Annotated in this window: 11 protein-coding genes; 4 read left to right on the top strand and 7 right to left on the bottom strand. The window is 46.5% G+C overall.

The features are described 5' to 3' along the window. Positions 1–148 precede the first annotated feature (148 nt). Together IT233_06585 and prfB are read left to right on the top strand one after the other, a co-directional pair. The gene (locus IT233_06585) at positions 149–610 is read left to right on the top strand and encodes a RecX family transcriptional regulator (protein MCC7302289.1); all 462 of its coding nucleotides are present in this window, start codon (positions 149–151) and stop codon (positions 608–610) included. A gap of 68 nt (positions 611–678) precedes the next feature. Continuing rightward, positions 679–1,771 (top strand): peptide chain release factor 2 gene (prfB, locus tag IT233_06580; protein MCC7302288.1). Its coding sequence is split into 2 segments (ribosomal slippage): positions 679–732 and positions 734–1,771, totalling 1,092 coding nucleotides; the frame shifts between segments, so codons are not numbered across the junction. Between the two features lie 22 nt (positions 1,772–1,793). On the opposite strand, the gene IT233_06575 is transcribed toward prfB, so the two are convergent. The 7 genes from IT233_06575 to IT233_06545 form a co-directional block, all read right to left on the bottom strand. Continuing rightward, a complete protein-coding gene (locus tag IT233_06575) occupies positions 1,794–2,372 on the bottom strand; it encodes a hypothetical protein (protein MCC7302287.1) in 579 nt (192 codons plus the stop codon). A gap of 40 nt (positions 2,373–2,412) precedes the next feature. Then, the gene (gene fumC / locus IT233_06570) at positions 2,413–3,810 is read right to left on the bottom strand and encodes a class II fumarate hydratase (protein MCC7302286.1); all 1,398 of its coding nucleotides are present in this window, start codon (positions 3,808–3,810) and stop codon (positions 2,413–2,415) included. A gap of 58 nt (positions 3,811–3,868) precedes the next feature. Next, on the bottom strand, positions 3,869–5,131 hold the full coding sequence (locus tag IT233_06565; GenBank protein ID MCC7302285.1) for a WG repeat-containing protein: 1,263 nt from the start codon (positions 5,129–5,131) through the stop codon (positions 3,869–3,871). Between the two features lie 15 nt (positions 5,132–5,146). Further along, on the bottom strand, positions 5,147–6,238 hold the full coding sequence (locus IT233_06560; GenBank protein ID MCC7302284.1) for a mannose-1-phosphate guanylyltransferase: 1,092 nt from the start codon (positions 6,236–6,238) through the stop codon (positions 5,147–5,149). Between the two features lie 6 nt (positions 6,239–6,244). After that, on the bottom strand, positions 6,245–7,522 hold the full coding sequence (locus IT233_06555; GenBank protein MCC7302283.1) for an aminotransferase class I/II-fold pyridoxal phosphate-dependent enzyme: 1,278 nt from the start codon (positions 7,520–7,522) through the stop codon (positions 6,245–6,247). Between the two features lie 81 nt (positions 7,523–7,603). Then, positions 7,604–8,203 (bottom strand): SprT-like domain-containing protein, encoded by a 600-nt coding sequence (locus IT233_06550; GenBank protein ID MCC7302282.1) that lies wholly within the window; start codon positions 8,201–8,203, stop codon positions 7,604–7,606. Positions 8,204–8,264: 61 nt separating this feature from the next. After that, positions 8,265–8,912, bottom strand: coding sequence for an MBL fold metallo-hydrolase (locus IT233_06545; protein MCC7302281.1), 648 nt, complete (start codon positions 8,910–8,912; stop codon positions 8,265–8,267). 36 nt (positions 8,913–8,948) lie between these two features. Here IT233_06545 and IT233_06540 point away from each other — a divergent pair, with 36 nt between their 5' ends. Further along, positions 8,949–12,206, top strand: a complete 3,258-nt coding sequence (locus IT233_06540; GenBank protein MCC7302280.1) for a PD40 domain-containing protein — start codon at positions 8,949–8,951, stop codon at positions 12,204–12,206. A 3-nt stretch (positions 12,207–12,209) separates the two neighbouring features. After that, the gene (locus tag IT233_06535) at positions 12,210–13,223 is read left to right on the top strand and encodes a hypothetical protein (GenBank protein ID MCC7302279.1); all 1,014 of its coding nucleotides are present in this window, start codon (positions 12,210–12,212) and stop codon (positions 13,221–13,223) included.

Here is a 13,223-nt window from a genome sequence, read left to right as displayed (position 1 = left end):
TTATTGATGCAGAGACCGGTACCGGGTGTAATAGGAAACATACCACAACGGATGGAGGAGGGCGAGGTCGGTTTAAGGATTTAAAATTAATAGTACGTTCGCGATAACTCTTTATCTTCATTCACTTAACAAGCATCCTCCTTCCTGCATGAAACTCATTCCACCCGGTGAAGCGTTGCAAAAAGCACGTAATTACTGCGCTTTTCAGGAACGCTGCCAGCAAGAGGTACGGGAAAAGTTGCTTCAATGGAAACAGGATAAAAATGTTGTGGAATCACACATTGCCCAGCTGATTTCCGAAGGATATATTGATGAAGAACGGTTTGCAAGGGCATTTGCCGGTGGTAAATTCCGTATGAAGCAATGGGGCCGGAAAAAAATCGAAATAGAATTGAAACAACGCGCATTGTCGCCCTATTGTGTCCGCTCCGGATTATCAGAGATTGCTCAGGGGGATTATCTGAATACACTGCAACGGCTGGCCGAAAAAGCATTAAAGAGAACAAAAGCGCCGAATGCGCGGGTTAGAGCGCTGAAGGTCCGTAAATATCTTCTGTCCCGGGGCTTCGAAAACGACCTGGTCTCCGATATTTTGCGTCAATTAATTTAATAACTTCGCCCCGGCAGTTTTAACCTCACTCACATACCGATTCCCTTTACTTTAAAAAAACCCTTCGTATGATCACATCGGACCAGCTGAAAGATCTCAGGGAGCGCACGGAAGCGCTGAGGAGGCATCTTTGACGTCGATCGTAAGCAACGTGAGATAGAGGAAGAGGAGGAGAGAACACTTGCTCCCGGATTCTGGGATGATCCCAAAAAGGCCGAGGCCACCCTCAAAAAGCTGAATTCAAAAAAATTCTGGACGGATTCCTATAAGTCACTGAGCAGTGCAGCAGATGACACAGCAACTATTTATGATTTTTTCAAAGCGGGAGAGGCAACAGAAGAGGAAGTAGATGTACAGTATGCCCAGGCCTTCCGGCTGCTGGAAGAGCTTGAATTTAAAAATATGCTGTCCGGAGCGGAGGATAAAATGTCCTGTGTGGTGGAAATCAATGCGGGTGCTGGAGGAACGGAAAGTAACGACTGGGCGGCAATGCTTATGCGCATGTATATCATGTGGGGAGAGAAAATGGGAATGAAGATCACGGAACAGGACATGAACTCCGGTGAGGTGGCGGGCGTGAAGTCTGTAACGCTGCAGTTCGAGGGAGATTTTGCCTATGGTTACCTCAAAGGGGAGAACGGTGTTCACCGCCTGGTCCGGATATCACCATTTGATTCCAATGCCAGAAGACATACTTCATTCGCTTCCGTATACGTATATCCTCTGGTAGACGATACCATTCAGATAGAGGTGAAGGAAGCTGATTGCGACTGGGAGACTTTTCGTTCAGGCGGTGCCGGCGGACAGAATGTGAACAAAGTGGAGACAGCGGTTCGTCTCTATCACCGGCCTTCGGGGATTATTATCAAGAACCAGGAATCACGCTCTCAGGGCACCAACAAAGAGAATGCAATCCGTATTCTGAAATCTATGCTCTTTGAGCTGGAAATGAAAAAACGGATGGCAACCACTGCCGCTATTGAAGCGGGAAAAATGAAAATAGAGTGGGGTTCCCAGATCCGGAACTATGTGTTGCATCCCTATAAACTGGTTAAAGACGTTCGTACCGGTTTTGAGACTTCCGATGCCCAGGGAATTCTTGATGGTAACCTGGATGGATTTATCAAAGCCTACCTGATGCAAAAGGGCGGAGAAAAATAATTCCGGCTCAATTTATTATTCCCTATTTATTCCTCCCTTTATACGCCCCGGAAAAATAAATATCAATACGGGCACCAATCCACAGGTGATAGGCATTATAATTAATTATACCGGTGAAACCGATTCCGATATCATACTTTAGTTTATAAATCGCCTGACCACCGGCATAAATACCAAATTCTTCATAAGGATTTCGAACATCGAAGCGCCCGCTGTCGAGTGGAAACCCGGTGGACCATGACCCACCCCCGAAGGCACTCAGGTTGTATTGTGTCGTTTCTTTTCTCTTCACAATTCCTCCATGAATCTGGGTGTTGTCATAATCGCCGAAATCGCGGCCGGAAAGGAAAAATCCCAGTTGGAAATACGTCCATTTGATGTGGAAATTATAATCAAGACCAAGCCAGAAAATATCACGGGTGTGGGTCACGTCCATGCCGTACCCGAAACCGCCGCTAAGCCAGTTGTTCCAGACCCGGTATTTGTTACCCTGATAAATAATCTCCTGCTTCGGATTATACAGCGAATCTTTTTTGCTCTGGGCATCCATCACCCCTGAGAAAAAGAGAACAAAGATCAGCAACCGGAATCTCAGTGGCATGGTGTGAATTGAACTGTTATAAAAAATCGCCGGCTTCTTCTTATTTCAAACTCCCTACCATATCCTCCGGTTTCACCCACTGATCAAACTGTTCGTTAGTGAGTAGCCCGAGTTCAATAGCAGCCTCACGCAGGGTCTTGTTCTCTTTGTGGGCCTTCTTTGCGATTTTTGCCGCATTTTCATAACCGATGTGCGGATTCAGTGCTGTAACAAGCATCAGCGAATTTTCCATGTGACGTTTTACCATATCCTTATTGGCGGCAATGCCGGTGGCACATTTTTCATTGAATGAAACGCATGCGTCGCCGATTAAACGGGCACTCTGCAGTACATTGGCAGCAATAAGTGGTTTGAAGACGTTAAGCTCAAAATGACCGTTGGAGCCTCCAATCGCTACTGCCATGTCGTTCCCCATTACCTGGGCACAGACCATTGTCAGGGCTTCCGGCTGTGTCGGATTAACCTTTCCGGGCATGATGGACGAGCCGGGTTCGTTATCGGGAATGATGATCTCTCCGATACCGCTGCGCGGTCCGGAACTGAGCATTCGAACGTCGTTCGCAATTTTCATCAGTGCTACGGCAGACCGTTTGAAAGCTCCGGAAAGCTCCACCATGGCATCGTGCGCAGCCAGGGCTTCAAACTTGTTGGGTGCAGTTACGAAGGGGAGTCCCGTGAACTCGGCGATTTTTTTTGCCACCAGTACGTCATAACCTTTGGGTGTATTCAGTCCGGTACCCACCGCTGTTCCTCCCAACGCCAGTTCGCGTACTACTTCGAGAGCATTTTTAATGCATCGTATGCTGTTATCGATTTGCTGAACATATCCGGAAAATTCCTGCCCCAGCGTAAGGGGAGTGGCATCCATGAAATGGGTCCGGCCGGTCTTAACAATACTTTGGAATTCCTTCGCCTTTTTATCGAGCGTATCGCGCAGGCTTTTCATGCCCGGAAGGGTACATTCTACCGTTAGCTTGTATGCTGCAATATGCATTGCGGTGGGATAGGTATCGTTCGAAGATTGTGATTTGTTCACATCGTCATTCGGATGAAGCACCTTCTTCTCGTCCGTTAGCTTTCCCCCGCTGATTACATGCGCGCGGTACGCAATCACTTCATTGGCGTTCATATTGCTCTGGGTGCCAGATCCCGTTTGCCAGATTACCAGCGGAAACTGGTCATCGAGCTTGCCGGCAAGGATTTCCTCGCATACCTTCGAAATCATTTCGGTTTTTTCCTTCGCTAGTACCTTGAGTTCTGTATTGGCATGGGCAGCCGCTTTTTTCAGATAGGCAAAGGCATAAATGATTTCTTTCGGCATACTGGCCTCCGGGCCGATCTTAAAATTGTTGCGGGAACGTTCCGTTTGCGCACCCCAATACTTTCCGGCAGGTACTTTTACCTCCCCCATGGTGTCTTTTTCAATGCGATATTCCATAGTGTTTATATTTAACTGTTATATTTTTTTGATCATTCGGTTTTCTGTTTGCAGCTGCTCACTTCGTCTCGTCTTCTTCCTTCCACCAGTATTCGGTTCCGTAAAAACTAATATATCCGATGAGTTCTCCGCCGGGATCATAAACGGAAAATAATCCTCCGCCTTCAATCCGTAATTCGCCCTCGTAAAGAGGCGCCACCACGGCGCCACCATCTTTATCCAGAATGCCCCATTTACCGCCCGTTTTAATCGCAATATAACCCTCTTTTGGTTTGCTCACCTGTTCGTATTGTACGGGTACTGTCACTGAACCGGAACGGTTGAGCAGCCCCCAGCGCTCCAGCGTGTCCTGAACTACAAACAAACCTTCTTCAAATGCGGTGATGGCTTTATAAGAAGGGAAAATGATATACTGCCCGTCCTGGTCAATAATGCCGGATCGCTTATTTAATGTTACCAATGCAAATTTACCTGAATCGAGCAGGAAAGGACCGGCGGTATGAAATTTGAATTCTGTTACTTCTTTTCCCTCATCGTTCAGATAACCCCAGAGACTGTCCTTCAGAATGGCTGCCATTCCGTAATACATGTCCCCGGCATCTTTATAAGGTGTGGGGGTGAGTTCTCTCTTTTCCATATGGTAAAATCCGAATACAGAGCTGTCTGCAGTGATCTTTTTTTCTGTCAGGAATACGGGACAGTTGCCCAGGCTAAGGCTGGAATACTCCGGGCTGAGGATCATTTTTCCTTTAAGATTATAGGCCCCCCATTTGTCCTTTTTTCTGATGAGGGCGAAACCCAGCAGAAAAGGTTTGCATTCCTCGTATTCGGCCGGCACCACTTCTTCATTCTTTTCATTCACAATGCCCCAGCCCTTACCGGTTTTAACAAGAAAGAGCTTTTTACTGAAGTCTGGCTCCCCGCCGGGAGTAACAATGCCGTGTTTAAGCTGATCATATTGAGGCTTAATGATTACTTCCTTCATGGTATTGGCCACACCGTATTTGTCATTCTTCATGATTACCTCATAGCCCATTTTTTTCCTGAGATTCAAAGAGAGCGGGGGGGAGGCCGGAAGCCCTTTGAGATCAATCCATTGTGGCTTTCCTTTAAATTCTACCCTGGCAATTCCGTCATTAAACGGTTCTGCACGGTCGAATACTGGATCAAGAATGATCTTGCGGTTGGGATCGGAGTAACCCCACTTTCCATTTTTTTTAAATGGAATGAGTTCCGGCAGATCCTGGGAGGGAATGATCAGGGGGAGAAAAAGTAAAAGACAAAACTGACAAAGAATCAACCGGCGGAAAAGCGTGAGCATGCAAAACATGGAAAATCAGATGAACTTTTCGCCTTTGGTAACCTTAACATCGTTGACAAAGTTGCGGATCTGCTGCTCGTCCTGCTTTTTACATATCAGAATGATGTTGTCGGATTCTACTACTATGTACTCTTCTAATCCCTCGATGACTACCAGTTTGTCCCTGGAAACGTTTACGATGCAGTTTTTCGAATCATACATCATCACATTTTTCCCGACAATCGCGTTTCCGGAGGCATCATGCCGGATATGATCATAGAGTGATCCCCAGGTGCCAAGATCACTCCAACCGATAATGGAGGAGCGTACATAGGTGTTTTCAGCTTTTTCAAGTATGGCATAATCCACTGAAATGCTTTTGCAGTTTTCGTATGCATCCCTGATGAATTCGGACTCTTTCTTTGTATACCAGAAAGAATCCCCTGCCGAAAATGTTTTGTCCATTTCAGGCATATGTTTTTTAAAAGCGGAACGGATACTTTTCACGCTCCATATAAAAATACCGGCATTCCATAGAAAATCTCCGCTCTTCATGAAAAACTTTGCCATTTCCAGATCCGGTTTCTCAGTAAAAGTCTTCACTTTTTTGATCCGGCTGTCCTTCTCCTGTTTCTTCAGTTCAATAAACTGTATGTAACCATATCCTGTATCGGGACGCGTAGGCTTTATGCCGAGCGTGATCAGACAGTCCTCTGATTTCGCCTTTGAAAAGCATGAACGGATGGCTTTTACAAAGGTGTCTTCTTTGAGAATCAAATGATCAGACGGAGCAACAACGGTCATGGCATCCGGATCCTTCTTAGAGATTTTGTAGCAGGCGTACGCAACGCAGGGTGCTGTATTTTTTCTTGCCGGTTCGCAAAGAATATTATCATCTGCAATTCCCGGCAGTTGTTCCTTTACAAGATTCCTGTAGGACTCATGTGTGATAACAAGAATATTTTCCACCGGGCAAATCCGTTTAAACCGGTCGTGTGTTTGCTGAAGCAACGTACGCCCTGTTCCAAGTACATCAAGGAATTGTTTGGGATAAGAACTCCGGCTCATAGGCCAAAACCGGCTTCCCACTCCGCCGGCCATAATCACACAATAGTTATGCCTGGACATTTCCGTTCAGGAAAGTTTTTTTAATGCCACCCGGATCGCCTCCATCACTGCAGGGATTTCTTCGGTTTTCGCGGTACCCACGGATAAGCGATACCAGTCTGAACTCTCAGATGTGCCAAATGCGTAAAAAGGCACTATTGCCACTTTCGCCTCATTCAGGATGTAACTGGTGATATCGCGTGTGTTATTCAGCGTTTTCCCTTCCGGTGTACGCATCCCCTTGAGGGCAAATTGCACCGTGAGGTAAATGGCACCCTGGGGGGCGATGGAGTTAACGCGGTAACCTTCTTTCCTCAATGTCTGAAATGCATTATGAAAAGCGGTGAGGCGATCAGTGATTTTCTTATGGATATCCTGCTGAAAACGCTCGTAAGCTTCCGTATTACGAAGGAACTTTGCTACCGCTACCTGCTCTGCGCGGGGAGCCCATGCTCCTACGTGTCCGATAATGGACTTCATGCGATCCATCACTTTTTTTGGACCCATGCTCCATCCTACGCGTACTCCGGTTGCCGCCAGCGATTTTGAAATCCCGTCAACAAAAACGGTATAATCTCTCATTTCCGGACGCAGGGAGACGGGATTATAATGCTGTGTTCCGCTGAAAGTAAGCGCCCAGTAGATCTGGTCATAAAGCACATAAAGCGGTTTCTTGCCGATGGCGCTCCGTTTCAGGTTCTCTTCAAGCACCAGATCACAGATGGCTTCTAACCCTTCTTTGGTAAAACATGTGCCGGTAGGATTCAATGGTGAACAAACGGATAGCAGATTAGCCTCCGCAATATGTGGCTTCAGTTCTTCGGCCGTTGGCATGAAGTTGTTTTCCGGCCTGGTTTCTACCATTACGGCCTTACTGTGAAGCAGGTAGGTGTAATGGTTGTTATTCCAGGATGGAATCGGAAAAAGCACCGTGTCGCCTTCGTCTACCAGCGTGCGGAAAATACCGTAGATAATCGGGCGGGCACCTCCGGCAATCAGGATCTGTTCCGGTTTATAATCCAGGCCACCTTTCGATTTCAAAAATTCACTTACCGCCTGACGTAATTCCGGAACACCGTCTGCAGGTGGATAGTTTGTCTCGTCGTTCTCGTAGGCTTTTAATATCTCCGCTTTGAGTTCGGCGGGAATGGGAAAAAGCTTTGAATTAAAGTCGCCAACAGTGAAATTGTGAATCTTCTCTCCGTTCTTAACCTTTTCATTGATCTCTCCGGCAAGTTTCAGAATTTCGGATCCGATAATGTTTTCCGCGGTCTTGGAAATGATCTGTTCCCTGCTCCCGGTCATGGTGGTACTCATGGGTTTAGAGTTTATGGGCCAAAAGTAAGGATTTGTGAGTGAAAACCACGGAATATTCCGTTAAGAAATCTACTGATTTTCACTCACCTCCTCCACGGGTGTGAGCGGACTGAACAGATAGGTTTTTCCCGATTTTTTCTCCCGGCATTCATAGCGCTTTCTGCGGCAGGCTCCTTTGGTAAACCGCCGGTTCCGGTAGATAAACTCTGCTCCTTCCGGCATTTCTTCCAGGTGCAGCGGGGGCACTTCCTTGTTATACCGATGTAAAACGCGCTGTAACTGGAGATCAGAACAGCTCGTGGCTGCAGGATTTTTCAGGTAATTCAGAACAGCCCGGTGAACGTCGTCAGGAAAGATCCCCATCGCAAAAAAGGGCTGCATCAGGATCCTGAACTCATGTTTCCACTCCCGCCCGTGCGGAGCAGAAGTGTAACCGTATTTTTCCGTGGCCGTAAGATGGGCGATCTCATGAACCAGCGTAAGTAGAAAACTATATCGGTTGAGGTCATTATTGACACTGATCTGGTGGTTCCGCCCGGGAAGCCGTGGACGGTAGTCTCCGTACTTCGTGGATCTTGAACGCTTTATCTTTAGCTTGAAATCGTACCGGTAGATCCAGCGTGCAATGAGGTCTGCTGCCTGTTCCGGAATGTACTTTTCCAGAATCATTCGGTTTCTCAGTAATTGCTCCGGAATCATGCTTGCAAATTAGTGTATGTGCGGTCGAAGGTCATTGGCCTCCTCCTACAAATGGATTAAGCCTTTTCTCGTGCCCAATGGTTGTTTCCGGACCGTGACCGGGGTATACTGTTACCTCCTCCGGTAAGGTGAAAAGTTTGGTCGTAATATTATTAAGAAGCCCGGAGTGATCTCCGCCGGGTAGATCGGTACGGCCAATACTTTCCCGGAATAATACGTCGCCCCCAATCAGAAATTTTTGCCCGGGATGGTAAAAGCATACACTGCCCGGGGAATGACCGGGTGTAAAAAGAACTTCCAGCCCCGATTGCCCGAATAATACCTTTACGCCTTCTTCCAGCCAGCCCCCTGGTTCGGGGGAAATTTCTGCATTTAAAGAGTAAAGCCGGGCCACTTCTGCCATGGCCTGTAAGGTCTTGAGATCCTCACGATGGATCTCCACAGGTATCTGCCATTTTTCGCAAACAAATTTGTTGCCGAAGACATGATCAATATGTCCATGGGTGTTCAGTAAGTGCACGGGTTTGAGCTGGTTATCTTCAATATAATCAGCCAGTTCCCGCCGGTCTCTGTCGTCATAACAGCCCGGATCAATGATTACGCATTCTCCGGTGTTGTCGGACAATACATAGGTGTTTTCGGCGAAGGGATTGAAGGTAAAACAGGCAATACGTATCATGGTTTTTTCGTTAAATTAGCAAGATAATAAACGGGCATGCTCCGGAGACTATTTTTATTCGTTTTTTCAGGGATTACTGGATTACTTCCCGCCCAATTCTATTACGGTTCTCACCAGGACTTCGGAAAGAACAGGGTGCAGCATAATCTGCCACACCACTGGACGTACTATAGTTACGATAAGTACAATGTCTATTTCTATCAGGGCGGACGCGAAATAGCGGAGTTCGTGGCCATCAATGCCAGCAAACACCTGGCCCAGATTGAAAAACTCTTCGATTTTCCGCTTGAATCCAAAGTGGAATTCATCATTTATAATTCGCAAAGTGAGTTTAAGGCCAGCAATATGGGACTGGTGTATAATGAGCAGGCCAACGTTGGGGGGGTAACCCGCATTGTGGGAAGTAAGGTGGCCGTCTATTTTGAAGGAGACCACAGGAAACTGGAAGAACAGATTCGGGGGGGAGTGGCGGAGGTGGTCGTAAACCAAATGATGTATGGAGGTAATGTGAAGGAGATGGTTAAGAACAGTACTTTTCTGGTATTGCCGGAATGGTTCACACAAGGACTTATTTCCTACGTTTCAAACAAATATGATCCGGAAACAGAGAACCGGGTGAAGGATGGGATTGTTTCTGGCAGATACGAGGATTTTAATCACCTCACCGGACAGGATGCTACGGCCTCAGGACATTCACTGTGGTCTTATATTGGAGAAACCTATGGAGAAAATGTAATCTCCAATATCCTTTATATGACCAAGCTGAGCCGGAATGTGGAGAATGCTTTCTTGTTCGTACTCGGAGTTTCGGTGAAGAATGTTACCTATGAATGGCTTGAATTCTATAAAGGACGATACGGAGATTCCGATAAATCCAGAAATCTGCCCTCCTCTCCCTCCGTCCTGAAAAAAATAAAAGCCTCCCGGGTGTTCAGCCAGGCAAAAGTGAGCCCCGACGGACAAAAACTGGCCTACGTAACCAATGAGATGGGTCAGTACAAAGTCTGGATCCGGGATCTGACCACCGGGAAAACAAAACGGATTATTAAACGGGAGAAAAAGATTGATCGCATCAATGATTATTCGTTCCCGCTGCTCACCTGGCATCCCACCGGTGAAATTCTGACCATTATTACAGAGTATAAGGGGGAATTGTTAATGACCTATTATACCCTGAGTAATGGCAAAAAGGACATTGTTAAGATGGTTAATTTCGAAAAGATCCTGGACCTCTCCTATGCCCCGGATGGAAAAAGAATCGCCATTTCCGGGGTGAACAAGGGACAATCTGATATTTATGTGTTCCATATCGCCGGCAGCAATGTTGAACAGATCACCAATGATATCTACGATGATTTCTACCCGCGTTTCCTGAGGAATGGGAAGATCATTTTCTCATCCAACCGGAGCAATGATACACTGGGATGGAAAAAGAAAGGAGCGCCCGAGCAGGTCGCTTATTATAAAGACCTGTTCATCTATAATTATCCCTCCCGTAGTCCTGTGCTGAAAAGAGTTACCTCCACCCCTTACGCAAACGAAATAATGGCTTTCCCTTATGATTCCTCCGCTATTTGCTACTTGTCGGATGAGAATGGCGTGAGGAACCGCTATGTGGCCACCTTTGATAGTGTGCTGGCTTTTGTAGATACCGCAGAGCACTACAGGTATCTGACCAAAACACTGGCAGTAACAAATTACTCAAGAAATATTCTGGAGCATGATCTTGGTTCTGTTTCAGGCAAAATTTCTCAGGTGATTTTTCATGACGGCCTTCATCATCTCTATGTGGAAGAGCGACCCGCCTATTCTGCATTGGTTCCGGTGGAATTGAAAAATACCTGGTTCGCAGATCAGCTGCAGCGCTATGAAAAGACCAATCAAAAGGGGAGCAACCCTGTGAACAGCGTGAACATCAAGGTGAAGAAGGATCCTGTTAAAAAGACATCTCCAAAGGACAGTACCCTGATTGATATTGATAATTATGTATTCGACATTGAAAAAGGGAAACAGAAAACCCCGGATGAAAAAAAGCCACTTCCTGATATCACGGTAGGGAAGAACGTTCAGGATTCTTTGCTGAACAAACCATTTGACTTCGGCCGGATGAGAAACTACAACCGCTTCTTTACATCAGAGCAGGTGGTAACCCAATTTGATAATTCTTACCTCAATCCTACCTACCAGCGCTTCACCGGGGGACCCTACGTGAATCCGGGTTTCTCCGCCCAGTTCAGAATTGAACTGGATGACCTCTTTGAAGATTACAAGATCGTTGGAGGAGCCCGTTTACCATGGGAGATCGGATCGAATGAGTTTTTCATTGGGTATGTGGACCGGGTGAAACTTTGGGACAAAGAATATACCTTCCATCTGCAAAGCCTGGAGGATATTGAGTCGGGGCTTTACCGCATAAAAATTGATGCTTACCAGTTGAAATATGTACTGAAATATCCCTTCAGTGAAGTGGCAGCGCTGAAGACTACCCTGAGCACCCGGTATGACCGGACCGTCTATATGGCCCGGGAAGATGTGAGCCTCGAAAAACCCGACCGGAATGAATTTTGGGGCGGACTGAAAGTAGAGTATATCTACGATAATACCATCAAACGTGGCCTGAATCTTTACCGTGGTATCAGGCTAAAACTCTTCGGCGAGGTGTACTCTCAGGCAAAGGACTCTACTGATATCGCTATCGTAGGACTTGATATCAGGCATTACCTGAAAATTCATCGCGATTTCATTTGGGCCAACCGCCTAAGTGCCAGTACATCCTTCGGAAGCAGGAAGCTCGTATACTACATGGGAGGCGTGGATGCGTGGATGAATCCGCTTTTCCATACGGAAATTCCAATCTCCACAGAAGAAAATTATACTTACCAGACACTCGCCGCTCCGCTTCGTGGATTTAAACAGAATATCAGGAACGGAAATAGTTTTGTGCTGCTGAATTCTGAACTCCGGATGCCTTTGTTCCGCTACCTTATGAATAAACCGATCCGGTCAGATTTTCTTCAGAATTTTCAAATTATCGGATTTGGAGACGTTGGTACCGCATGGAACGGACCGGATCCTTTCTCTGATGAAAATGCCCTGAATACAACTTTTCTCGGAGGTTATCCTGTACTGGTTACACTAAAAAATCAGCGCGAACCAATTGTTGGCGGTTACGGATTCGGCCTCCGGAGCCGTATTCTTGGCTATTTTGTGAGGGCCGACTGGGCCTGGGGTGTGGATGACGGCGTTGTGCAAAAGCCAAGACTCTTCTATCTTTCATTTTCCACCGACTTTTGATTTGTGAAAACCGCGGTATTCCGACTCCTGCCGGTTCTTTTGCTGCCTTTTCTGCTCTCGATGCACAGGCACAAATACACCGAATACTACGTAATGTTTTACAATACGGAGAATTTTTTTGACACCATTGATGATCCGCATAAAAGCGATAACGACTTTCTCCCGGATGCAAAACGAAAGTGGAATACGGGAAAATACTTTAAGAAAATCAATCGCCTGGCGGAGGTAATCGATTCGGTTCCCGGTGACCTGCCGGATCTGATCGGTTTATGCGAAGTGGAGGAGAAGAGCTGCCTGGAAGACCTGGTCAGGAATTCCCGGCTGATAAAGGGCAACTATAGTATGCTCATCAGCAGCGGACCGGATGTAAGGGGAATTGAGACCGCACTCCTGTTTGATCAGGGTGTTTTTAAATTGCAATCCCATCAGTTCATTTCAGCTACTAATCCGCAAATGCCGGAGAATAAGACAAGAGACATTCTCTATGCTCACTTGAAATACGGGCAGGAAAGCATACATGTATTCGTGATTCATTTCCCAAGCAGAATCGGGGGAGAAGAAAAAACGGAAGTGAAGCGAATATTTGCTGCGGGCCGGCTTCGCAAAAAAATTGATTCCATACAATATGTTACGGCAAATGCTAAAATTCTTGTAATGGGAGATTTTAATGATCTCCCAGACAACAAAAGCCTCACGGAGGTATTGCATGCGCACCCCCGGCCCACGGGCTCCGCTGAACTCATGAATGTAACCGCATCGGGTAATCCCGGCGATGGCACCTACCTGTTCAAGGAACAGTGGAATCTCTTTGACCAGATGCTGGTCTCCTCATCCTTCAAAGGCGGTCCACATCAGATCAGCTGCGATCTCAAGAGCGGAAATATTTATAAAAAGGATTTCCTCTTAAAAAAGGGAAAGGAGGGCAAAGTATCTATGTACAAAACATTCAACGGCACAAAATATCTGGGAGGCTACTCTGATCATTTACCAGTATATTTGAAGCTGTTTATTAACTGA

The organism is Bacteroidia bacterium (assembly GCA_020852255.1).
In the GTDB taxonomy this organism is placed as follows: domain Bacteria; phylum Bacteroidota; class Bacteroidia; order JADZBD01; family JADZBD01; genus JADZBD01.
Note: the sequence above shows the minus strand (reverse complement) of the source record. Positions and strands in the feature narration are given on the sequence as shown.